The sequence below is a fragment of the Phnomibacter ginsenosidimutans genome (genome assembly GCF_009740285.1).
Taxonomy (GTDB): Bacteria; Bacteroidota; Bacteroidia; order Chitinophagales; family Chitinophagaceae; genus Phnomibacter; species Phnomibacter ginsenosidimutans.
Map to the genome: position 1 here is coordinate 4,256,315 of NZ_CP046566.1, position 24,185 is coordinate 4,280,499.

The 24,185-nt window shown below is 43.9% G+C and carries 22 protein-coding genes; 13 read left to right on the plus strand and 9 right to left on the minus strand.

The annotated features are described in order from the left end of the window. The first annotated feature begins 135 nt into the window (after positions 1–135). The 3 genes from GLV81_RS18510 to GLV81_RS18520 all read left to right on the plus strand — a co-directional run bounded on the left by GLV81_RS18510 (position 136) and on the right by GLV81_RS18520 (position 6,760). Entirely contained in the window at positions 136–5,352 is a 5,217-nt protein-coding gene (locus GLV81_RS18510) for a T9SS type A sorting domain-containing protein (protein ID WP_197428761.1), read from the plus strand. A 124-nt stretch (positions 5,353–5,476) separates the two neighbouring features. Then, positions 5,477–6,196: an SDR family oxidoreductase gene (locus GLV81_RS18515; protein WP_157480434.1), complete on the plus strand. Its 720-nt coding sequence runs from the start codon at positions 5,477–5,479 to the stop codon at positions 6,194–6,196. 66 nt (positions 6,197–6,262) lie between these two features. Beyond that, on the plus strand, positions 6,263–6,760 hold the full coding sequence (locus GLV81_RS18520) for an ExbD/TolR family protein (RefSeq protein WP_157480436.1): 498 nt from the start codon (positions 6,263–6,265) through the stop codon (positions 6,758–6,760). 4 nt (positions 6,761–6,764) lie between these two features. On the opposite strand, the gene GLV81_RS18525 is transcribed toward GLV81_RS18520, so the two are convergent. Further along, the gene (locus GLV81_RS18525; RefSeq protein WP_197428762.1) at positions 6,765–7,823 is read right to left on the minus strand and encodes a DUF3089 domain-containing protein; all 1,059 of its coding nucleotides are present in this window, start codon (positions 7,821–7,823) and stop codon (positions 6,765–6,767) included. An 87-nt stretch (positions 7,824–7,910) separates the two neighbouring features. Here GLV81_RS18525 and GLV81_RS18530 point away from each other — a divergent pair, with 87 nt between their 5' ends. Continuing rightward, positions 7,911–8,855 carry an isopenicillin N synthase family dioxygenase gene (locus tag GLV81_RS18530; RefSeq protein WP_157480440.1) on the plus strand — a complete coding sequence of 315 codons (945 nt, stop codon included), beginning with the start codon at positions 7,911–7,913 and terminating at the stop codon, positions 8,853–8,855. Positions 8,856–8,958: 103 nt separating this feature from the next. Further along, a complete protein-coding gene (locus GLV81_RS18535; protein WP_157480442.1) occupies positions 8,959–9,204 on the plus strand; it encodes a hypothetical protein in 246 nt (81 codons plus the stop codon). Here the strand turns inward: GLV81_RS18535 and GLV81_RS18540 are convergent. Further along, positions 9,201–9,746: a GNAT family N-acetyltransferase gene (locus GLV81_RS18540; protein ID WP_157480445.1), complete on the minus strand. Its 546-nt coding sequence runs from the start codon at positions 9,744–9,746 to the stop codon at positions 9,201–9,203. The two genes, GLV81_RS18535 and GLV81_RS18540, sit on opposite strands and share 4 nt — an antisense overlap. A 95-nt stretch (positions 9,747–9,841) precedes the next feature. Here GLV81_RS18540 and GLV81_RS18545 point away from each other — a divergent pair, with 95 nt between their 5' ends. Further along, a complete protein-coding gene (locus GLV81_RS18545; protein ID WP_157480447.1) occupies positions 9,842–10,531 on the plus strand; it encodes a hypothetical protein in 690 nt (229 codons plus the stop codon). 56 nt (positions 10,532–10,587) lie between these two features. Here the strand turns inward: GLV81_RS18545 and GLV81_RS18550 are convergent, their stop codons facing one another. The 3 genes from GLV81_RS18550 to nadA (GLV81_RS18555) form a co-directional block, all read right to left on the minus strand. Beyond that, positions 10,588–11,370, minus strand: a complete 783-nt coding sequence (locus GLV81_RS18550; protein ID WP_197428763.1) for a DUF4382 domain-containing protein — start codon at positions 11,368–11,370, stop codon at positions 10,588–10,590. A gap of 220 nt (positions 11,371–11,590) precedes the next feature. Beyond that, the gene (gene nadA / locus GLV81_RS20855; RefSeq protein ID WP_246186116.1) at positions 11,591–11,917 is read right to left on the minus strand and encodes a quinolinate synthase NadA; all 327 of its coding nucleotides are present in this window, start codon (positions 11,915–11,917) and stop codon (positions 11,591–11,593) included. Continuing rightward, entirely contained in the window at positions 11,910–12,602 is a 693-nt protein-coding gene (gene nadA / locus GLV81_RS18555) for a quinolinate synthase NadA (protein ID WP_246186117.1), read from the minus strand. Before nadA (GLV81_RS18555) ends, nadA (GLV81_RS20855) begins: the two co-directional genes overlap by 8 nt. A 589-nt stretch (positions 12,603–13,191) precedes the next feature. On the opposite strand from nadA (GLV81_RS18555), the gene GLV81_RS18560 reads away from it, so the two are divergent. Continuing rightward, positions 13,192–15,312, plus strand: a complete 2,121-nt coding sequence (locus tag GLV81_RS18560; protein ID WP_157480452.1) for a peptidylprolyl isomerase — start codon at positions 13,192–13,194, stop codon at positions 15,310–15,312. A 108-nt stretch (positions 15,313–15,420) separates the two neighbouring features. Continuing rightward, entirely contained in the window at positions 15,421–15,933 is a 513-nt protein-coding gene (locus tag GLV81_RS18565) for a DUF2480 family protein (protein WP_157480455.1), read from the plus strand. Here GLV81_RS18565 and corA read toward each other — a convergent pair. Continuing rightward, positions 15,930–17,036 carry a magnesium/cobalt transporter CorA gene (gene corA, locus GLV81_RS18570; RefSeq protein ID WP_197428764.1) on the minus strand — a complete coding sequence of 369 codons (1,107 nt, stop codon included), beginning with the start codon at positions 17,034–17,036 and terminating at the stop codon, positions 15,930–15,932. The two genes, GLV81_RS18565 and corA, sit on opposite strands and share 4 nt — an antisense overlap. 119 nt (positions 17,037–17,155) lie before the next feature. Between corA and chrA the strand changes: the two genes are divergently transcribed. Continuing rightward, positions 17,156–18,367: a chromate efflux transporter gene (gene chrA / locus GLV81_RS18575; protein ID WP_281350842.1), complete on the plus strand. Its 1,212-nt coding sequence runs from the start codon at positions 17,156–17,158 to the stop codon at positions 18,365–18,367. 26 nt (positions 18,368–18,393) lie between these two features. On the opposite strand, the gene nadD is transcribed toward chrA, so the two are convergent. The 3 genes from nadD to GLV81_RS20860 are packed head-to-tail and all read right to left on the minus strand — an operon-like array spanning position 18,394 to position 19,443. Next, a complete protein-coding gene (nadD, locus tag GLV81_RS18580; RefSeq protein ID WP_157480465.1) occupies positions 18,394–18,966 on the minus strand; it encodes a nicotinate (nicotinamide) nucleotide adenylyltransferase in 573 nt (190 codons plus the stop codon). Positions 18,967–18,973: 7 nt separating this feature from the next. After that, the gene (locus GLV81_RS18585; protein WP_157480467.1) at positions 18,974–19,219 is read right to left on the minus strand and encodes a FeoA family protein; all 246 of its coding nucleotides are present in this window, start codon (positions 19,217–19,219) and stop codon (positions 18,974–18,976) included. Next, positions 19,219–19,443, minus strand: a complete 225-nt coding sequence (locus GLV81_RS20860; protein WP_246186420.1) for a hypothetical protein — start codon at positions 19,441–19,443, stop codon at positions 19,219–19,221. The genes GLV81_RS18585 and GLV81_RS20860 overlap by 1 nt, the downstream gene beginning before the upstream one ends. On the opposite strand from GLV81_RS20860, the gene ybeY reads away from it, so the two are divergent. From ybeY to GLV81_RS18605, 4 genes are all read left to right on the plus strand, one after another. Beyond that, on the plus strand, positions 19,348–19,704 hold the full coding sequence (gene ybeY / locus GLV81_RS18590) for an rRNA maturation RNase YbeY (protein ID WP_246186405.1): 357 nt from the start codon (positions 19,348–19,350) through the stop codon (positions 19,702–19,704). The two genes, GLV81_RS20860 and ybeY, sit on opposite strands and share 96 nt — an antisense overlap. Positions 19,705–19,817: 113 nt before the next feature. After that, the gene (mnmG, locus tag GLV81_RS18595) at positions 19,818–21,686 is read left to right on the plus strand and encodes a tRNA uridine-5-carboxymethylaminomethyl(34) synthesis enzyme MnmG (RefSeq protein ID WP_157480484.1); all 1,869 of its coding nucleotides are present in this window, start codon (positions 19,818–19,820) and stop codon (positions 21,684–21,686) included. A 317-nt stretch (positions 21,687–22,003) separates the two neighbouring features. Continuing rightward, positions 22,004–22,525, plus strand: coding sequence for a RidA family protein (locus tag GLV81_RS18600; protein ID WP_157480487.1), 522 nt, complete (start codon positions 22,004–22,006; stop codon positions 22,523–22,525). A 9-nt stretch (positions 22,526–22,534) separates the two neighbouring features. Then, complete coding sequence (locus GLV81_RS18605) at positions 22,535–24,127, plus strand: amidohydrolase family protein (RefSeq protein WP_157480498.1); 1,593 nt, start codon at positions 22,535–22,537, stop codon at positions 24,125–24,127. Positions 24,128–24,185 lie beyond the last annotated feature (58 nt).

The window sequence follows — 24,185 nt, forward strand, 5'->3', positions numbered from 1 at the left end:
CCAGCACTGATCATGCTCCGGAAAATAATTGGATTATTGTATTGTGTAGCACTGGCTGCCTCCATCTCTGTTCAAGCTCAAGATAATGCCTCAATGGCCCTGAGGGGCAGTATAAACGGATTTGCAGAGGCTGCCATGACATACCGTTCTGGTTTAGACAGTTGGATTGTAACCGTTCAGGCAGGATCTGCCAATGCCAATGCCGGTTTTTTATTCAGTCCTGTGGGAGCCTCTTTTAATCCAAAATGGGCCAATGGTGCAAGTGTTTCATTGAATACTAAGAGCATTTGGTATGCCAATGGAGCAGATGGTCTTTACAATCAAACATCGGGCAGTTACTACACTTTTATCAGTAGCGACCGTTCAGCTGGTACCAATGCCGAAGGCTATGTGTTTGAAACAAGTGCCACGCCCACCTCTGTTACGAATGTTACACAGGTGCCATTAATCGGTTCTGTGACTGCAGGACAGGCGGTAGTGGTAACAGCTACAACTGGTACTGCATTGCCCAGCGGTCAAAAAGTGTATCTACGATATGCTCCGGGAGGAAATTATAGTTCAGCCGTGGTGTTGGAAATGACACACGCCGGTGGCAACGATTATACAGCTACAATACCTGGTACAGTAAATACTGCTGGCGGTACTCAAAGCTATTATGTATTTACCAGTGGCATAAACACTCCGACTAATGCTGATGCCGATTTAGCTACTATTAACCTAAACAATAATGGTGGTAGTAATTATAGCTATACCGTGTTGAGTCCGTCAACTATTTATCAGCATAATTTTAATGACGACCCATCCAACACAACATATACAACCTCTCCAATTAGTACTATTCCTGCTGGTATACTAAATGCCAGTTTATCAGGTAGCCAATGGACAAACAATACTGGTGCCGCATTTTCCAATTTGCTAGGAAGTGGTGGAACGACGTCTTCGTTGTCTGTTTCAAGTGGATTAGATGTTACAAGAACATTTACACTTTCCCTAAACGTAGCAAGTGGTTATTCTGCTTCGATAACTTCATTCAACTTCTGGACTCGAAGAAGTAATACAGGTCCAACAGGTTGGACATTGTCCGTTAATGGGACAAGTATTGGAACAGGAACATTATCTGGTACTGCTGGGGTTGTCTTGGGTACCACAAATGTATCAGCCCCCCAAAATGGATTAACAGGAACACTGACTATAGTGCTGACGCTTACAGGTGGTACCAATTCGACTGCAACATTCCGCCTTGATGATTTCACCCTCAACGGCAACGTAGTTGCCCTGCCCGGTGCGGCCAGCAATAGCAGCGACATTATTGATAATACAAGTTATGCAACTGGTTCTCCGGAATTCAACAGTAACCCCTCGTACATTTTATATACAGATGGTACTGCTACAACCGCTGGCAAAATCATCCCTATGAAATTTAAAATCAGAGATGGTGGAGCCGGCTTAAATGATGCAGATAATTTACCCACTACTTTAACAGGTATTACATTTAACGTAACAAATACCAGCAGTACCAACCGCGGCAATTTTATAAAGCAGGCTATTCTTACAACAAGCGGCGGCACTGTAATTGGTACTGCCAGTAGCATCACAGCTTCCCAAATTATTTTCACGGGTCTTTCAGATGCAGCGTTTACCGTAGCCGACAACACTGAAACGGCTACCAATTTGCACCTCCGTATTGCTTTTGATGAAACTACTGTTATTGATAACGAAAAATTGGTGTTTACGGTTGCTGCTGCTACTGCAGGCGCCAGTGGTTCTCAATTTGCCGCCGCAAACGCAGGTGGTGCACAAACAGACAACCTCACCAGCAATGACCGCAACCGCATCGAAGTAATTGCCACGGCATTGGCATTTGTGCAACAGCCGGGTAATACTGGTTTTGGCCAAACCATGACACCCAACCCCACCGTAGAGGCCATAGACGCCAACGGAAAAAGAGATCTTGATTTTGCCAATGGCATTGTACTTACTTCTTCTGGTACCATGACTGGTGCACCCATCACTTTAAACGCCAACAGTGGATTAGCTACCTACACATCTGTAGTACATACCGCAGTACAAACAGGCGTGCAACTCACGGCAAGTTATGCAGGCCTTACCAGTGCGGTGAGCAACACATTTAATGTTGCTGCCACATCTGGCACCACCGATCATTTCCGCACGGCTACTGGTTTTACCACAGGCAACTGGAATTCAACCGGTACATGGGAGTCATCGCCAGACAATAGTACATGGGTAGCCGCAACACAAACACCCACCAGTGCAGCCAGCAGTGTTACTATTCGTACAGGTGCTGTAACAGTAAGCACTCCACAATCAGCCAAATTACTAACGATTCAAGCTGGTGCTGTGTTAGTACATAATGCTGGAACCACTTTTACCATTGCAGATGATGGCACCGCCAATCACGACTTTGTGGTACAAGGTAGATATGAAATCAACGGAGAGCAGCCAACACTTAATTCAGGAGCCACAGGAATCATTTACACCAACGCAGAGGTGAGAGCAAATGACAACTTTGGTTCTCCGGGCACCAGTGATGACTTTGCCAGAAATACTTCTATTTCTTGGCAGCACAATTCACTTTACAATTGGAATACAACTAATGCCTTTGAAACATCGGCTGCTATTTATTTCCCCAATACACCCGAAGGCACTATTCCCATATTCAGAATATCTGCAAATACCAATGCCGGAGCTGGTAGTACCACCACTATCAATGGTATATTGGAAATTGCTGGCAGCGCAACATTTACCTGGAACAATGCCGGAGATAAAGTTTTCAGAAATGGTATTCAGGGATCTGGTACATTAATTCAAAACTCAGGCAACTGTGGCAGATATGTAATAAATGGAAATACCTCTGTGTTAGGTGTTACCTCCGGGCTTACCCTTCGCAACAACGCCGGCAGTGGAATTGTGATTCAAAGTGGCGTTTGCAGCATACTCAATAATACAATTACAAACAGTGGTCCGGTTTCAGTGAGCAATGGCGCTACGTTGGTGGCTGGTACTTATGTCATAAGTGGCAGTGCCTCTTTTACTTTGAATGCTGGCGCCACCCTTAGTTCTGCCCATGCCAATGGTGTAAATGGAAATATTACAGTTTCTGGAACAAAAGATTTATTATCTGGCAGCAACTACATTTTTAATGGCTCGGTGAATCAAACGACCGGTGCACTGATGGCATTGAGCACCGGCTCCCTCACCATCGCCAACACCGGTACTGCTGGCAATAATACTGTCACCCTTACAACCAACAATACCAGCACCAATGCCCTCAACCTCAACAGCGGTTTGTTTGCTGCCGGTACAGGACAAACATTAGAAATCAACAATACAGGCAGCGTTACTTCTATTGGAGGCGAAGTGGTAACTACCGCAGCTGGTGGCAACATCTGGCTGAAAGGCAATAACACCGTAACCGGTTATGCCCAAGGTACGCCTCACTTTTACGACCTCACTATTGGCAGTGGTATTGCCGGCAGCCCCGTTACACTTACAAATAACCCTACTGTTCATCACTATTGTACACTCAATAGTCAGGCGGCATTCAATGGAATTGCGGCTCCTACCTATGCTACAGGCTCTACATTGATTTACAATACTACCGGTACTTACAACCGAGGTATTGAGTGGGGAAGTGCAGCAGGTAATCCCGGTTATCCCTGGCATGTAATGGTGCAAAATGGTACCACGATACAGCTGGGTATTGGCGGTACACCTACCGTACTCGAAACAGGTGGTAACCTCAACCTGGGCAATGGCACGACTACCGGATTTGTGAACATGAATGCATTGGCGCAAACCCTTACTGTAAAAGGAAACCTGACTATTGGAGATGGTACAACCGTAAATAATGCGCTGACCCTTTCTACCGCAATTGGTGGCGACCTGGTGGTGCATGGCAACTTCACCCGATATGATGGTAGTTTTTACAACGATAACTCACGGGCCATCTTCTTCAGAGGATCGGGCAATTCTACCATCAGCATTCCGGGGCTTATTCCTCCGGCTGCAGGTTCGCCCAACCCCACTTTGCAAGATTATGGCTACACCATCATTGATAAAGACGTAGCAACCGCCAAAGTAATTTTGAATGCTCCCGTAGGCGTCACAGAAAAACTTACGCTTACCAGAGGCATTATTACCGCTACCAGCCATGGATTGTTTATTAAAAAACCATCGCCCGATGCCACAAACGGAGGCATTGCTGGTGGCAGCATCGATAGCTATGTGGATGGTAGATTGTATCGCTATATGTCTGTAACCACCAACGGTCTTTACAGCTTCCCCATTGGAAAATCAGATGTTGGCAGCGGTGCATTTAAACCCGTTGTTTTTACTACTACCAACCATCTGTCGCCTGGTGCAGTTTTCAGTGCTGAATATTTTGGCGGTGTAAACGCCACGCCATTGTATGGTCCGGATGAAAACTTCTTGGGAACCTTACAAGGTGTGCTGAGAGATGAGTTCTGGCAGTTCAACAAGGTTTCTGGTGCTGCCGCTGCCGCCGGTAAACTGGCCGTAAAATATGATTACAATGCTGGTAATGTTTTCCGGGATGCAGACAATAACGTGGTACCGGTTTGTGCAGATTGTAATGTAGCTGTAGTAAAAAGAGACAGCGATGTAGGCGTAGGCAATTGGGAGTTCACTAAGGCCGATTATACTTTTGATGTGTATGATGCTACATATCCCGAAGCAAGGTTGTTCAGTCAGTCAGGATTTATTCAAAGCGGCGAACTCAGCAGTTTCAGCCCATTCACTGTTGGCTTCAACTTCAATAATATTTTAGGTACACTGCCCGTAAAGTTGCTGTCGTTCGATGGGCAGTTACAACAGCAGCAAGCAAAGCTTACATGGACAATTGACAGTGATAAGGATGTTCGTCATTTTGAACTGCAACACAGCACCGATGGCAGTTCATTTACATCCGTTAGAAAAATGCAGCCAGCTGGTAACAGCTATTCCATTGCTCACCAACCTTACAGCAGCGGTAAGCAGTTTTATCGGTTGAAAGTGGTAGAAAAAAATGGCACAAGCTTCTACAGCAAAACGGTACTGCTGATAACAGGCAATAGTTCCAGCTATATGATGGGTTTGCAAAGCACGATTGTACAACAACAAGCCGTTATCAACCTTTGGTCGGCACAAAACCAGGCAGCACAAACAAGCCTGTACGATGCCAACGGTAAATTGTTGGCGCAGCAACAGCAACAAATTTTACGGGGCGATAATCAACTGAAAGTAACCACGCAACATTTGGCGCAAGGCATTTACTTCCTGCACGTTTACACAGCAGATGGTATCAGACAAACACTACGTTTTATAAAAGAATAATGGTTCACAAATGCCAAAAAAGCATCACCCTTCGGTGATGTTTTTTTATGTCCGGTCTTTTCCGGCGCATACATTCAATCTGCTGTACTTTCATACCATTGCATTACCACAACAAGCATTACTTATGGATTACATACAACACAAAACCATTTTACTTACGGGTGCCAGCAAAGGTATTGGCCGGGCTACTGCATTGGCATTGGCAGCACATCGGGTAAAGCTGGGTTTGGTGGCCCGCAGCGAACAAGATTTGATAACACTCAAACAAGAAGTAGAAGCGTTGGGTAGTGATTGTGAAATTTTTACAGGCGATGTTGCCGATGAATCTACTGCTGTAAAAGCTGTAGCCAAAATGCAGGATCGCTTTGGTAGTATTGATGTGCTCATCAACAATGCTGGCTATGGAAACAGCAAACCCTTTGAACAGTTTTCTGTACAAGAGTGGGATGATTTGTATGCCACCAATGTAAAAGGTACTTTCTTGTTTAGCAAAGCGGTGACGCCTGCTATGAAACAACAACAAAGTGGCCACATACTCATCATTGCCAGCGATGTAGCCAAACGCACATTCGCAACCGGTGCATTGTATTGCAGCAGCAAGTTTGCACAGCATGCATTTGGCGATGCCATCCGCAAAGAACTGCGGCCACACAAAGTAAAAGTGAGCACCGTATACAGTGGTTTGGTAGACAGCTATTTTCACGCCGAACCACAAGGCGATGCTGCACACAAATGGTGGCTAAAAAATGAAGACATGGCTCGTTCTATTGTGTTCATTATCAATCAACCGGCACATGTGGTTATTGATGAGTTTATGATTCATCCGCTGGAGCAAGACTACTAACGCAGTTGGATGCAATAGCATTATGGAAGACTGATACAAGGTGCATCTCTGTTGTAAACACTGTTTATGGCAGACATACAATTGAGCAGTAAAAAAGGCGGCCGCAACAGGCGCAGCACCCGGGTAGATCTCACCGCTATGGTCGACCTGGGTTTTTTATTGATTACCTTTTTCATTTTCACCACCACCATGTCGCAATCGGTGGCCATGCAGTTGGTGATGCCTGCTGATGGACCGGATACCAAAGTAGCAGCAAGTGGTGCGGTTACTTTACTGGCGCATCAGCAAAAAGTGGTGATGGTATTGGGCGAAGACCTTGCTTCGGCAAAAAGTTTTTCGTGGCAACAACCAAAGGAATTGCGGCAGGCATTGATACAAGTAAAGCAACAAGTAATAGCAGCCAATGGCAATGATGACAAACTTTTCGTGCTCATCAAACCCATGGACAACAGCAGCTTTGGGCAAGTCATCAACCTGTACGATGAAATGACGATATGTGGCATAAAACGCTATGCCATGGCCAATCTCACAGAGCAGGAAACCGTTTTAATGGCCGGTATGTAATGCCTTAATGTGTTTGTTGCTGGTACGCTTTTACTCTATACATTGCATTGTCGCGGATGTCTTTCCAAAACAAATTGATATCGCCAATGTGATAGTTTTTGGTGGTGAAAAACCAGTTGCCAAAAAACCGCGGCTTGCTACTCCACAAAATATTACCGTGTATTTGTGTAGCTACATTTCGCGGCTTGGGATGATTGAATTTGTACAATACTGCCCCTTTGCTTTGGCTTCTAGGTACCGGCATTGTATCCATCGTCCACGTAAGTGGATTTACCACCACTGCTTTGAAATTTTCTCGCTGCACAAATTCGGGTACGTGCCCTTTTTTAAACGTACGCCAGCTTACAAAACATCCCGTTTGGTTGGGTGTGGTACAAGCAGGCAAACTGCTAAAATATTGCTCAGGTACCGGTAAGCCAATGATGTAAGCTGCTACCAATCTTTTTTGAATTGGATTACCTTCTACCTGCGCTTTTAGCAATCGGCCTGCATGCAATGTACCTTGGCTATGTGAGGCAACGATGAATGGCTTGTTGCCAATCGTTTGCAAAAACAACATAAATGCACGTTCGATATCGGCATAGGCAGTATCGAAAAATGATTGGGCGATGCTATCATTAATGTAAAACGAACGGATATGCGCCTGACGGTATCGGGGTGCATATACTTCAAAGCTGTTAAACACACTTGCCTGATTGAGCATGCTGCTGTAGTCCGTTTTGGCATTCAGTGCCGCATCATTTACCGATGCATTCCAAAACTGCATGTTGTAAGGTTTTCCATCTACAGCACCGGCATGGGTATAGGTAGTGGGATGTATGAAAAATACCGCCACCGATGTATCAGCTTTATCTTGCGCAAAGGGCTTCGGCGTTGAGTCGGCCAAATCCTTTTTAAGTGGATGCGCCGCCCAATAATACAGGTTTGCATAATTGGGTATGCTGTCGGCATTTGCTGCTGGCACATAGCTTTCCACAGGATATTTACTACTGCTACAAGATTGTAAGCATAGCAGAGAAACATTGGCAATAGCCAACCATAACAGCAGTCGATTTTTTTGCATGGCGTGTGTTGGTCTGAAATTTGTTCGTACTTTAACCAATAACAACATTCCTGCTTGCAGGTTGTTCCTCAAAATTTTTGCTTCCATATGAGTATTCCAGTGGTAGACCTTGCCCAATTTAATCAGGGCAGCGATAGCGACCGCACTGCATTTGTATATGAGTTGGGTCGTGCCTACGAAGATGTAGGTTTTGTAGCCGTCAAAAACCATGGCATTCCCGAAGAGTTGATTGATGAATTGTATAAGTATGTACAAACTTTTTTCAGCATGCCGGGCGATGTAAAAAACCAGTACGAAAAACCAGAACTGGCCGGCCAGCGTGGCTACACCAGTTTTGGAAAAGAACATGCCAAGGGTAGCGATGCGCCTGATTTGAAAGAGTTTTTCCAGTTTGGTCAAACGGTGGAAGACGACGATCCTGTAGCGGTAGAATATCCGGCCAATGTAACGGTGAATGAAGTGCCGCAGCTCACACCAACCCTTTACCGTGCCTATCGGCATTTTGAAAAAAGTGGCCGGGCTTTGTTGAAAGCCATCGCCATTTACCTTGGTCTCGATGAAGATTATTTTGAACCATATGTAGTGAATGGCAACAGTATTTTGCGGGCCATTCATTATCCGCCCATTACGCAAGAACCCAAGTCGGCCATACGGGCTGAGCAGCACGAAGACATCAACCTGATTACATTGCTCGTAGGTGCCAGTGCCGAAGGCCTCCAGATTTTAAGCAAGCAGGGCGAATGGGTCGGCGTTACGGCATTGCCTGGCCAAATTGTGGTGAATGTGGGAGACATGCTGCAGCGCCTTACCAACAACCGCCTCAAGAGTACCACACACCGGGTGGTGAATCCGCCAAGAGAAAAATGGGGGAGCAGTCGTTTCAGCATTCCTTTCTTTTTGCACCCCAAAAGCAGCATGAGCCTGGCCTGCCTAGAAGATTGTATTGATGCCGACCACCCCAAAGCATACCCCGATGCTACCGCTGGTGAATACCTCGATGAACGCCTTCGGGAAATAGGTTTGAAAAAATAAATGCGTGATTCTCTATAGTTAAAGCCAACCCTTGGGGGTTGGTTTTTTTATGGGCAACATTATCTGGTTCATAACTGTTTTACAGCTTGTATAACCTGTAATTTTGCGCATCAATTTGAGCAGTATGGCCAACAGTTGGAAAAAAGTGGGAATGATTACGGCAAGTATATTGCTGACTGCCGGCAGTGCGTTGGCACAATGTTCTATTTGTACCAAAACCGCATCGCAACTGGGCAAAGAAAGCGCCGAAGGTTTGAACGGCGGCATCATTTACCTGATGATTGTTCCTTTTTTGGTGGCCGGCTATATCGGTTACCGCTGGTGGCGCCAGGAAAAACAACAGTCTTAAGATTGCAGTTTCATCCAGTCATTTTTAAGTAAGGCAAAACGGTGCTCATTGCATTGGCGGCCGTTTTTAAACACGGCATCCCGGGCAATGCATTCCAGTTGAAAGCCGGCATTGTGCAACACTTTCATACTACCCTCATTAAAATCAAATACGCTTCCCTGCAGCCGCGTCAACGGAAAATTGTGGAATACATAATTCACCATGGCTTTGGCTGCTTGTGTCATAATTCCTTTACCCCAATAGGGCTGGCCAAGCCAATAACCAAAGTCGGCACCGTAGCGGTACACATCGCTAAGCGGAGATATGCCAATGGCACCTACAGCTTCTCCGTTTAATTCTATCGCCAGGTTCATCGGCATGGGTCGGGCCATTTCCATGCGTATAAAATCGATGGCATGCTGCATGGTGTACGGATAGGGAAAATAATCCCGCAGGTTTTGCGCAATGTTTGGATTGTTGGCCAGCGTAGCAAATGAAGCGGCATCTCTTTCCTGCAAATTGCGCAGGGTGCACGTTGTTGTTTGTATGCTAATGATTTTCATAAGTTGAAGATTACCGCCAGGGCCAATTACCTTTGAGTTTCACAAAAGTATTGACCTATGCGGTTGTTGCCTGTAATGATGTGTTTTGCTTTGTTGTGTTTGAACTGGCCCGGCGCAGCCGGCCAAAAATTTTTTTACAAGGCATTGTTCAAGATAGTGTTCAAAAAAAAGAAATTCGTTCTGCCAGTATCCGCAATGTTTTTAGTGGGACAACAGTTGTAAGCAGGAGCGATGGTAAATTTACCATCGCTGTTCAAAAAGGTAACATTCTTGCAGTAGCTGCATCAGGGTATTTGAGTGATACGCTTACTATTACAGATAGTATTCTTGCTTCCGGCTTTATTATATTGCAACTCAATCTGTTGCCGGCCACCTTACCTGGTGCTACAGTGAGTGCCGGCCTTAATCCCTATCAGATAGATAGTATTAGTCGCCGGAAAGCCTTTCTGGCAACGGTTGGCGAGGCTCGCATTACTACCGTAAGCCGTACCAATGAGTTGGGTTTTGGCGTAGGCATCAACATAGATCGCTTTAGTAAAAGAGAAAAAAATAAACGGGCTGCCAGAACTTTGTTCGACATTACTGAAGAAGATGCCTACATTAATTTTCGCTGGAACGAAAACATTGTTAATAAATACACCAAATTTACCGGTGACACGTTGGTTGAATTTATGCAGGCCAATAGACCTACCTGGGAATGGCTTAGAAAACATCCTCTGGAAGAAGATTTATTATACTACATCAACCAACGTTTAAAAAGTTATTTCAAGCGAAACGACAATTAATAAAAAGGGAATCCAGTATATCGGATTCCCTTTTGTTTTACCCTATTACGAACCAGTTATTTCTGTAGCGTTATTTTTTTCAGCTCTGTTTCTTTACCTGCTTTTACAACTATATTGTTGATGGTTGTATCACGATATCCGTTTGAAGCATTTACAAACAAAGAGTAGGTACCTTCTTTCAAACCACGGATTTTGAAATCTCCATCTTTATATGGAATGGCGTAAGCGGTATCGCCGCTGTTGTACACACTAATGACAGGGGTAGCTTCGCGGGGTACTACTTCTCCTTCAATAGAACCCGTTTTTTTAATGGTAAACGGACGGAGGACCGGCGCCAGATAAAACTGGCCATCCCGAACCTTTACAATACTGCGGGCCACATCAAAATCGAGCCAGATGCGGCGGCGGCCACTGGCAAAATCGTCCCAATCGCTGTCGCGGAGTTTGATTTCAACCTCAGTCCGGTTGCCCGGCATCAGGTTGAGCGGATAGCGAATGCCATCTTTTACCAAATAATGACCGGTACCCAATACCAGTTTTACTTTTTTGATTTTACCTGCGGGGATGGTACCCTGCGCCAACAAGGTATCCACACCGTTGCGCAGTCTCAGCAGGTCGTACTTACCAGGCTGAATAGTAAGGGTGTGCCACACATAGCAGCTGTCGTCGTCATCATTATCATCATCGTCATCATCACTCAAGGTACATGTATCCAGTTTTACCCGCACCGCCTGAATGTCAATCAACACACTGTCGAACAGGGCAGGATCATCGGTGAGGTAAAGGCTTACTTGTTGCGTTGCACCCTTGTTACCGTTTCCTGAAATCTCTTTTGGCAAGCCCACAGGCTCACAGCTACCAGTAGTAAAACCACTACTACATTTCTTACATGCTGCCTCATACAATATTGTTTTTAGTTGAAGATGGATTGTGTTCTTTCTTCTAAATCCAAAGATTGTACCAGAACTGGCCAACAACAACCGAAGGTTATTAAAACAGGAAAAAGCGCTACTGAAACGGGATGTTTACAATAGCGCTTTTGAAACGATGGGTAAATATTTATCCAATAAGACCGGCTGCCTTACTGATTTCAAGCATGCGTTCAATGGGTTTCAAGGCTGCCAGGCGAAGCGATTCTTCCATGGTGAGTTCTGGCTGCTCATATTTGAGGCAGAGGTATAGTTTTTCTAACGTGTTGAGTTTCATGTGCGGACATTCATTGCAGGCGCAGGAATTATCGGGCGGAGCTGGAATAAATGTTTTCTGCGGTTGGTCTTTTTGCATTTGATGCAAAATGCCCGTTTCGGTAGCTACAATGTAGGTTTGGCTGCTATCGGTTTGGGTATATTTCAGCAATTGGGTAGTGCTGCCAATATAATCAGCCATGCGCAGCAGGGGTTCCCTCACACTCCGGATGGGCAATAAGCTTGGCTTCGGGGTGGCGGGTTTTGAGGCGGGTAATTTTTTCGAGGCTGAAAATTTCGTGCACCATACAGGCGCCATTCCAGAGCACCATGTTGCGGCCGGTTACCTTATTAAGATAGGCACCCAGGTTTTTATCGGGGGCAAAAATGATTTTCTGGTCGGCAGGCCGGCTGTCGATGATGGCTTTGGCATTACTACTGGTACAGATGATATCACTCAATGCCTTCATGCCGGCACTACAGTTGATGTAGGTGACCACAATATGATCGGGGTACTGTTCCTTCCATTTGGCAAACAAAGCCGGAGGAGCACTATCGCTAAGGCTGCAGCCGGCCTTTAAATCGGGGAGTACCACTTTTTTAGTGGGATTCAGAATTTTTGCCGTTTCGGCCATGAAATGTACCCCGGCAAATAAAATGATGTCGGCATTGGTTTCCTTGGCTTTCTGCGCCAGTCCCAGGCTATCGCCTATATAGTCGGCTACATCCTGAATATCTGGTTCCTGATAATAGTGGGCCAGTACAATGGCGTTCTTTTCTTTTTTCAGGCGTTCGATTTCAGCAAACAGATCGAGGCTGGGATCCACGGCAATGTCGAGAAATCCTTTTTCCAGTAACTCGGTCTGTTGTGTGTTTATAACTGCCATAATATGTATTAATATTTATTATTTATAAATCTACCTACTACTATTAGGAGTGTGTATATCCGCATTTCTGTTTCCCAATGCGGTGTGCAAAGGTAATAGTGTGTGGTTGCTTTGGTTTATTCACCATGTTATAAACGCTACAAATACTCTTCAGTATTGGGTTTGTTGCTGTTTTCCCCAAATACTGTATTTGATGTGAGTTTGGTTTTTGTGAAATGATGTGGTTTTAAGGAAAGATGTGGATTGTTTTTTGAGTTGTGGATTACCCTATGTGCATGGTGTTTTTGGGTAAAAAGGAGCTTTCATTTTGTTCTGTATTTATCCCTCTTTCACTGTGCTGTTTTCGTGGGTTGTACACTTTTATTCATGCTTTTCAACAGGGTTTTCTAACTCTCGTTTCACATGCATGTTCCACTGTTTTCCGGATACTTCATTGTTTCTTTTACCGTTTTGCTGGCTATAGGGTTGTTCACATATACATGTGTGTTTTGAAGCCTTACCAGTATTGCCTTTTACCCGTTTTTCCACAATTTTTTCATAGGTCTGTTTCCCCTATTTTTGCCATCCTTTATAAACTATATAGTACTGTATGTCTATTATTCAAACGATTCGTGATAAGGCGGCACCTGTTACCATTGGTGTGATTGCCATTAGCCTTATTGGATTTATCCTGATGGATGCCGGCCGGAGTGGTCTTGGCGGTGGTGTGAGTCCGAAAGATGCTGTTGCTTCTGTGAATGGCGTGGATATCAGTTGGGAAACCTTTCAGCAGAAAGTAAAACTCAATGAAGATATTCAGCAAATGCAGGGTGCTACGGTTGATGAAAACACCCGTCAGCAAATTTACACTGAAACCTACCGCACCATGATTGACGAGGAATTGCTCAATCAGGAATTTGCTAAGCTGGGTATTGATGTAAGTGACAAAGAGTTTAACGATATGCTCTTTGGTAAAAATCCTCCACAATGGCTTACACAGCAATTTACCAACGAGAAGGGAGAATACGATGTAGTGGCTGCTCGTAATGCTATCAACGAGTTGAAAAAGAATAAAGCGAACGCCAATCGTGACTTGATTAATAATGTGTATCTCAATCCTATGATTGATGGTACCAAGCGTAATAAGTATTTCAGCTTATTGCAGAATAGTACTTATGTACCAAAATGGATGGCTGAAAAAACGATTGCTGATAACAATCAAATGGCTAGCATGAGTTATATCGTTGCTCCATTCAGTTCTATCAGCGATAGTGCTGTAAAAGTTACGGATGCGCAAATCCTTGAATATGCGAAGAAGCACCAGAGCGAATATGAAACCGAAGAGGGTAGTCGCCATATTGCTTATGTAGCTTTTGATGCCTCACCTAGTGCTCAGGATACTGCTGATGTAGTGTCTTCTTTGGAAGCCTTGAAAGCAGAATTTGCTTCTACTGCAGATGCTGGCTCTTTCGTTATGCGTAATGGTACTACGCTTCCTTATTTTGATGGATATGTAAGTAAGAACCGTATTCAGATAGCACAAAAGGATTCAATCATTGGTGCTGGTGTAGGTAAAGTGTATGGTCCTTACCTGGATGTGCAGAGTTTTGTGCTTAGCAAAGTGGTTGATAGTAAAGTATTGCCCGATAGTGTTAAAGCACGTCATATTTTAATTGGCACTATTGATCCTCGTACGCAACAGCCTTTGATGGATGATGCTTCTGCTCAGAAAAAAGCAGACAGTTTGTTTGCAGCTATCAAAGCTGGTGCTGATTTTACAGCTCTGGCTTTGATGAACAGTACTGATGAAGGCAGTAAAATTCAAGGTGGCGATCTGGGTTATTTTGCCAGTGGAACCATGGTAAAAGAGTTTAACGATTTTTGCTTCAGCAAATCAAAAGGTGATATGGAAGTAGTGAAAACCCAGTTTGGTTATCACATCATTCAGATTACTGATCAAAAGGATTTTGCGCCAGCTTATAAGATTGCCTATCTAGCTAAAACCATTGATGCCAGTCAGGCTACTATCAATGACGCTCAGATGAAGGCAAACACATTTTTGTCGAAGAGTAAAGACTATAAAAGTTTTGATGGCAACGCTACTGCTGAAAAATTGAATAAACTAGTGGCTACAGATATTAAAGCTGCAGATTACCAAATTGGTATGCTTGGTGTAAATCGCCAGCTGGTTCGGGATATCTACAAAGCTGATGTAGGTGAGGTGCTCCCTGAGCCAATCGAAATCAACAATCAGTTTGTGGTTGTAGCTGTTACTGGTGAAGATCCTAAGGGCCTTCCTTCTGTAAATAAGTTGCGCCCAATGGTGGAATCAATTGTACGCAATGAACTCAAAGGAAAGCAACTCGCTGAAAAATTGGCCGGTGTGAATACTTTAGAAGCAGCTGCTCAAAAAATCAACGTTCCCGTTCTCCGTGCTGATAGTGTTTCTTTCGTTAGTCCGCTGTTGGGTGGTGTTGGTTATGAGTTGAAAGCTGGCGGTTTTGGTTTCAACAAATCCTCTGTTGGTAAGGTAAGTGCACCGATTGTTGGTAGCAGCGGTGTTTTCTTGGTAAAACCAGAAAACATCTATGCTAAAGCAGACGCTACTGCCAATGTGCAGGAAACCATGAGCACTTTGACTAACCAACAGCGTGGTGTATTGCTGTACGGAAGCATGGAAGCTTTAAAAAAGACTGCTGCTGTTACTGACAACCGTACTAAGTTTTTATAAATATTAAATTTCCTCTCTTGCGAAAACCTCGTCCATTGTGGCGAGGTTTTTGCTTTTATCGTAACCAGGATAAAGACACCCACTCAATTTTGTTTATAGCTTTGTATTATGGAAGAGGTAATTATTAATAAAGTAGCTGAAAGTGCACTCACTACTATTGATTTGGCGGATTATTATCCGGCTGAGCAAGAGTTGGCTTTATTTGATTTAAAGCCTTTCCTTTTCATGGAACTTATTTTACGGGAGAAGGATTTTCGGGAGGCACTGAAAAACCATGATTGGTCTGTGTATCAAAATAAACAAGTAGCTGTAACCTGTAGTGCAGATGCCATTATTCCAGTTTGGGCGTACATGTTGGCTGCTGCTTATCTTACTCCTGTTGCTGCACAAGTGTATATGACCAGCTTCGCCGAGCTTCCTAATACCGTTTTAGTCGATCGAATTAAATTGATAGATGCTTCTGCATTTGCAGATAAAAGAATTGTAGTGAAAGGCTGTGGCGAATTGCCTATTAGTGAAGCAGCTTATCTGGCTATTACTGCAAAGCTTCGGCCAGTTGTCAAAAGTATTATGTATGGTGAACCTTGTAGTACCGTACCTATTTTCAAAAACAAAGGCTAGTCTTCTTTTCTTCCGGGTCTTGCTTCATTCTGAAACCATCCTCTTCTGTAAAACCATATAATCATGAGGATGGGTATGATAATCATAACTGCTATCGTACCATAAAAACCATATGCATGGTGTGCATATGGTATGATGTCAAAGTTCATTCCGAACACTCCACCTATTACTGTTGCAGGTGCCATGATGGCGGTGATGATGGCTAATGTTTTCATTACCTCATTCATTCGCAGATTGATATTGTTTACATACATGTCTTGCAGGCCAATAATCAAATCACGATAGTTATCAATCAGGTCATTGGCTTGCACTACATGATCGTACACATCTTTAAAATATTTGGTAGTACGTTCTTGTATCAGTTCCGATTCTGTTCTGTTTAAAGATGCAGCAACATCTTTTGCAGGCGCAATGTTTCTTTTCAGTAAGATGATGTCTTTGCGCAGTTGTGATATTCTTTCAAATGTATGTTTACTGGTACGCTGTAAGATTTGTTCTTCTATTGTTTCAATTTGTGTTCCCAGATTTTCGATGACACCTAAATAACTGTCTGTAATTAGATCTATCAAACTGTAAAAGAGATAGTCTGTTCCTCTTTCCCTTTCTCTGCTGTTTTGTATGTGAAGTCTTTTGCGTATCGGGTCAAAAACATCTTTCTCCGCATCTTCCTGAAATGAGAGAACAAAATTGTTGCCCATTACTATGCTGATTTGTTCTTCTTCAATTACACCGGTACTTGTATTGATGAAAAGCATATTGAGCAAGCAGTACACCACACCTTCTATTTCGTCTACTTTAGGGCGTTGGCCTCTGCTCATTACATCTTCTTGTATCAGCCAGTGTATATTGTAGTGATTGCATATTTCTTCCATTTGTTCTTTATCCAAGCCATCCATGTTGATCCAGGTAATGGTAGAAGAGTGTTTGAAATCAAAGCATTCTTGAATACTCGTTGGTTTGTGATGTTTGATATTATTGGTATCATAATCAAAAACACTGATGTGTGCAGTCAGATATGTTTTTTTGGCTGGCTGTTCGTATGGTTTTATTACTGCTCTGGTTTTTTGTTTTGCCAGATTGCGCAGCAAATTTCGATAGGTCAATTGCGATAAGTTTTTCCTGAAAGCAGATGCCATGATGCCAGTATATTTACGTACGTATTGAAGGTAAAGCCTCCAGCTTTTTTTTCATGAAATTACTCCGTCATATACCTTTTCTGCGGATGGTTTTTGTGCATAGTCTCACCGCTTTTGGTGGGCCACAGGGTCACTATGGAATGATGGTTCGTCGGTTTGTGCAGAAGCGCCATGATGTAACGGAGGCTGAATTAATGGAGTTTACAGCATTTGTACAATTGTTGCCTGGTGCTAGCAGTACACAAACGCTTACACTCATTGGCTACAAAAGAGGTGGTTTGCTGCTGGGCTTGCTTACTCTTTTTATTTGGGTGTTGCCTGCTGGCGTGTTAATGAGCTTGCTCAGTTTTCTATTACACTATTTCGATCAGCAATCTAAAGAAGCTGATATTTTTAAGTTCATTCAGCCCATGGCTGTGGGTTTTCTTGCTTTTGCAGCTTTACGCATGGGGCGAATTGCCATTCATAATCTTATTACGATTGTGATTGCAGTTGTCAGTGTAGCTATCACTTTTTTATGGTTCAAAACACCGTGGGTTTTTCCAGTACTCTTGGTAGCAGGCGGGGTGGTAACCAACTTTAGTAAAAAGCGAATTCCACAGGTTGAAGTAAAAAAGCGAAAGATTGCGTGGGGTAATATCTGGCTGTTTGTTGTCTTCTTCGTGCTGTTAGGTTTTATGTCGGAATGGGCACGTAAGCAACAGGTGCGGCTTGGGCATCAGGAACCACAATACCGGGTTTGGAATTTGAGTGAAAACTTTTACCGTTTTGGAAGTTTGGTGTTTGGCGGTGGAGATGTACTAGTACCACTTATGTATGAGCAGTTTGTGGTACGCCCTAAAGGGGAGAACAAGTACATGACCAGTGAAGAATTTTTGACAGGTAGCGGAATGGTGAGAGCTATACCTGGTCCGGTGTTTTCAGTTGCAGCATTTCACGGCGGCATGGCCATGCGAAAATGGGGTGTTGGTTGGCAGATTGTAGGATGTGTTGCTGGATTGGTTTTTATTTTTCTGCCCAGCGTATTATTGGTTTTGTTCTTTTATCCTATTTGGAATTACCTTAAAAAGTATGCTGTTGTTTACCGCAGTTTGGAAGGTATCAATGCAGTGGTGGTGGGCATTATGGCTGCATCCTCATTTTATGTAATGAAGGATATATCCATCGGTTCTTTTCAAACGGTGGCAATGACCAATCTTGCTGTAATGGTGGGAACCTTTCTACTATTGAGTTTTACAAAACTACCTAGTCCAATCATTGTATTGGTCTGTTTGGGTTTGGGTTTCTTCCTTCACTAGATACATTAATAATTATATTAATGTATTTAATTTTTGTAATAGTTATTCTCCATGATTTCAGTGGCAACAGCATCGGGCACCATGTAGCGAATTGAAATGCCTTGCTGAATAAACTGCCTTATTTGCGTGGAGGAGATATCTAGAAGGGGTGCCTTAATGGTATGAATATTGGCGCCTACTTCATTTACAATTGGGAAGCCTGGTCTCTCGTAAATATAAATGGAATGAGTCGCTATCAGTTGCTGGTAGTTTTTCCAGTGGGAGAGGTTTTGTAAACTATCACTACCCATGATAATGGCAAATTCGTGTTGCGGATATTTCTCTTTAAGATAGGTAAGTGTATCGATGGTGTAAGAAGGTTTGGGCAGATGAAATTCTATATCCGATGCTTTCAGATGTACGTCATCTTGTATGGCTAGTTTCACTAAGTGAAGGCGGTGATATTCATTCAACAACGTACCTGATGGTTTCAAGGGATTCTGAGGTGAAACCACCAGCCAAACCCGCTGCAGGTCAGTTGTATGCCGGGCAATATTGGCTACTATTAAATGGCCATTATGAATGGGATTGAAGGAGCCGAAGTACAAGCCAATTTTCATACAGACATTAGTTGGCTACAAAAGGTTCTACCAAAATATGTTCTGCCTCACTCAGTCGTAGACTCAGGTGATAGCCTGCAATCATAATGGAGATGGGATCACCCAATGGCGCCCTCATTTCTACCAGTAAAGATTCACCAGGAACACAACCCATTTCCATCAGTTTTAAAAAGATATCATTGGAGCTGAAGGAATGCACCGTAGCCTTTTCGCCTGGTTCCAGTTCGGAGAGTTTCTTAAGTATTGAGTTCATTACTTTGCAAAAGTATTTCTTTCTATAACCCCCTGTTTTCCAAAAGCGAAATGGCTGTCACTTTTTCTTATGCCGATGTAAGGCTCAATTACAATCAGAAGCAAAAGCTCAAAGGTTTTATAGCTCACATGGCTGCCAGGGAAGGATATACACTGGAACAGCTCAACTATGTTTTTTGCTCTGATGCCTTTTTGTTGGACATCAATCAACGTTTCCTTAACCACGATGATTATACCGACATCATCACTTTTGATCTCAGAAAAAACAGGAAAATGTCAGAGATAATCGGAGAGATTTACATTTCAATCGACAGGGTAAAAGACAATGCTGTTTTGCATGGGGTTCCTTTCGAAAGTGAACTCATCCGGGTTACTTGTCATGGCATGCTACACTTGTGCGGTTACCGCGATAAAAAGAAAGCTGATATTATTGCCATGAGGGCTGCCGAAGAACGATGTCTTTCCTTGTATCCTTCTTTCCAGTAGTTTGTTCCACGTGGAACAAATACAGCTTCCCCCTACCAAAGAATATTTGCTTGTTCCACGTGGAACATCAGGATTCGACAATAGTATTGGGTTCCACAGGCTAATTTTGCCGCATGTTTCCAGATTACGATGTAATTGTTGTAGGCGCCGGTCATGCCGGTTGCGAGGCGGCCGCCGCGGCTGCCAATATGGGCAGCAAGGTGCTGCTCATTACCATGAACATGCAAACCATTGCCCAAATGAGCTGCAACCCGGCTATGGGTGGCATTGCTAAAGGACAGATTGTGCGTGAAATTGATGCTTTGGGCGGGTATAGTGGTATTGTGACGGATAGAAGCATGATCCAGTTCAGGATGCTGAACAGGAGTAAGGGCCCTGCTATGTGGAGCCCCCGTACTCAAAACGACCGCATGTTGTTTGCTGCTACCTGGCGTCAAATGCTGGAAGAAACGCCCAATGTGGACTTTTATCAGGATATGGTGAAGGGTTTGCTGGTAAAAGATGGCCGCTGCCACGGTGTAATTACCGGTCTGGGCCATCATATTGCAGCGAAATCTGTGGTCGTTACCAGCGGTACTTTCTTGAATGGGGTTATTCATATTGGCGAAAAACAACTGGGCGGCGGCCGCATTTCAGAGAAAGCCGCTACAGGTATTACCGAACAGTTGGTGGAATTGGGCTTTGAAGCCGACCGTTTGAAGACAGGAACACCACCCAGAATAGACGGCAGAAGCCTAGATTATAGCAAAATGGAGCGTCAGGATGGTGATGAAACCATCACCGGATTCTCTTATTTAAACGTTCCGAAGATTCGTCCGGAGAAACAAATACCCTGTTGGATTACCTATACCAACGAAACCGTGCATGAGATTCTGAAAACAGGCTTCGATAAAAGCCCCATGTATCAAGGCAGAATTCAGGGTGTTGGCCCCCGTTATTGCCCCAGCATCGAAGATAAAATCAGCCGGTTTGCCGAAAGAGACCGCCACCAGCTCTTTGTAGAACCCGAAGGCTGGAATACCGTAGAGATTTATGTGAATGGTTTCAGCAGCTCTTTGCCCGAAGAAACGCAAATGAAAGCCCTTCGAATGGTGCCTGGCTTTGAAAATTGTCGCATGTTCAGACCCGGATATGCCATCGAATACGACTATTTTCCACCTACACAGCTACGCTATACGCTTGAAACCAAGCTGATTCAACACCTGTTTTTTGCTGGCCAAATCAACGGAACTACGGGTTACGAAGAGGCCGCATGCCAGGGATCGATCGCTGGTATGAATGCTCACCTCAAGGCAAAAGGGCAGGAGCCCTTCCAGCTGAAGCGCAGCGATGCCTATATAGGAGTGCTGATTGATGACCTCATCAACAAAGGAACGGACGAGCCTTACCGCATGTTTACCAGCCGGGCAGAGTTTAGAACGCTCCTTCGGCAAGACAATGCCGACCTACGCCTCACCGAAATGAGCCATAAAGTGGGACTGGCTACCGACGAACGCTATGCATTGATGCAGCAAAAGCAGCAAGAAACCATCGAGATCAAGCAATTGATGAACAGTTTTGGGGTGGATCCTACAGAAATAAATCCCTATTTCGAGAGCATTGGTTCGTCTCCAATTCCTGAAAAATACAAAGCGGCAAAGCTTTTGCTGAGGCCAAATGTAGAAATGAATGACCTGCTGAAAGCGGTTCCTAGGCTGGCTGAAGCATTGCAGTCTTTTGGATCAGAGGCATTGGAGCAGGCATCCATACAGCTGAAGTACGAAACCTACATCGAAAAGGAAAAAGAGCTGGTGAACCGTATGGCACAGCTAGAAGATTTGCAGATTCCGGAAACCTTCGATTACAATAAAGTACACGCACTGAGTAACGAAGCCCGGCAGAAATTTCACAAAATTAAGCCAGCTACTCTGGGACAGGCAAGCCGCATTAGTGGTGTTAACCCCAGCGATGTTCAAATTCTGATGGTATACATGGGGCGATAATTCATTTCCACAGATTTAATTTATCGGGAAGGCATATTTTATGCCTTCCCGATTCTTTTTACAAAAAACACTGGAAAATGACCAAAAACAGCCCAAAAACGTCATGCGGCAGTTGAACAGATGACGATTTTATAACTCATTGAAATACAACAACTTGAATACAAAAATAGGTATTTTTAAACGTCTCAGAATACAATAACCCCTACAACACCCCGAAAGGCGTTTAAATATCGAATTCTCAAGCGGTTCATTTTTGATCCTTTGCTCCCTGTATTTGGGTAGCGTTTTGCCCCTATCTTTTAACAAATTATCCGCCCATGAGACTACCGGTATTTTTGCTCGTTTTGCTAATCAGCAGTTTTAGGGTAAGTGCACAACAAACCCCGGAAGAAAAAATAGCCGCACTTGGTTTTACGCTACCGCCAACTACAGCACCCATTGCTAATTATGTAAAATGGGTGAAAGTGGGAAACGTACTTTATACTTCAGGTCATGGGCCAACCAATGCACAGGGTGAAACCATCAAAGGAAAACTAGGAGCAACCTTAACCATCGAGCAAGGATACGATGCTGCCAGGCTCACTGGTTTACAATTACTGGCCACTTTGAAATCGGCAATTGGTGATTTGAGTAAAGTGAAACGGATTGTAAAAGTGCTTGGTCTGGTGAATTGTACCGACACCTTTGGCGATCAACCGAAAGTGATGAATGGCTTTAGTGATTTGATGGTAGCCGTATTTGGCGAAAAGGGAAGACATGCCCGCAGTGCTGTTGGCACCAATGCATTGCCCAATGGCATGGCCATTGAAATTGAAATGATTGTTGAACTGGAAAAATGAAAATGCTATATGAGAAAAGCAACGTTATTTGTATTTGTGCTGTTGATGTCAACCATCATTGTTGCACAACCTATCCCGAAGGCGCCTGAAGTAAAGGAAGGTGAGGGCCCCTACACCCAATTGATTTTGCGGGGTGTAAACATTATCAATGGTACAGGAGCACCAGCTCAAGGCCCTATGGATATAGTGATTGAACAAAACAGGATTGTTCGCATTGCTAGTGCAGGATATCCGGGTGTAAAATCGGATCCTGCAAAACGGGTACCATTAAAAGCGGGTGGAAAGGAACTGAATTGTGAAGGCATGTACGCCATGCCTGGTTTTATTGATATGCACGGCCATATAGGCGGAAGTGGTCAGGGTACACCAGCGGAGTATGTTTTCAAATTATGGATGGCACATGGTATCACTACCATCCGTGAACCCTCATGTGGCAACGGTTTAGAGTGGGTGCTGGATCAGAAAAGGAAAAGCGCCGAAAATAAAATTACCGCACCTCGTATTTATGCATACACTGCATTTGGGCAGGGTAGTGCTTCCCCAATCACCAATGCAGAACAGGCAAAGGCTTGGGTAAATGAGAATGCAAAAAAAGGAGCCGACGGTATTAAATTTTTTGGTGCCCGGCCAGAAGTGATGGATGCAGCACTCAGAGAAAACAAACGCCTGGGTCTTCGTTCTTGTATGCACCATGCGCAAATGGATGTGGCCCGATGGAACGTACTCAACAGTGCAGAAGCAGGGCTCACCAGTATGGAACACTGGTATGGTTTGCCAGAAGCGTTGTTTACCGATAAAACCATTCAGCAATATCCACTCGATTACAATTACAGCAACGAAGAACATCGATTTGAAGAAGCTGGAAAACTATGGCTGCAAGCAGCAGCGCCTTATAGTGATCATTGGAATAAGGTAATGAATCGATTGTTAGCCTTGGATTTTACTTTAGATCCCACCTTTAATATTTATGATGCCAACAGAGATTTGCAAAGAGCCCGCAGAGCCGAATGGCATGAATATTATACCCTGCCGTCGTTATGGAAATTTTTTGAACCGAGCAGAATTAGTCACGGTTCTTACTGGTTCAACTGGGGAACAGAGCAGGAGGTTGCCTGGAAGAAAAACTATCAGTTATGGATGACATTTGTAAATGAATATAAAAACAGAGGTGGTCGTGTAACAACCGGTTCAGACAATGGATTCATTTACCAAACCTACGGCTTTGGATACATCCGAGAGCTGGAACTCTTGCGGGAAGTGGGTTTCCACCCATTAGAAGTAATTCGTTCGGCTACATTGTATGGTGCTCAGGCATTGGGTGCAGAAAAAGATTTGGGAACGCTGGAGGAAGGAAAGTTGGCAGATATCGTTTTGGTGGATGCCAATCCTTTGAAAAATTTACAAGTCTTGTATGGCACCGGAGCAATAGAGTTGACGGCGGATAATCAAATTATCAGAAAGGGTGGTGTAAAATATACTATCAAAGATGGTATAGTGTATGATGCTAAAAAACTGTTGGAGGACGCTAAGAAAATTGTAGATGAATCGAAACAAAAAACAGGATTCAAAATCATCCAACCCGGAGATACGCATCAGCATTAAGACACAACTTAGATACAACAAAAAAAAGCTCAGACACCTGAGCTTTTTTTGATGCTAA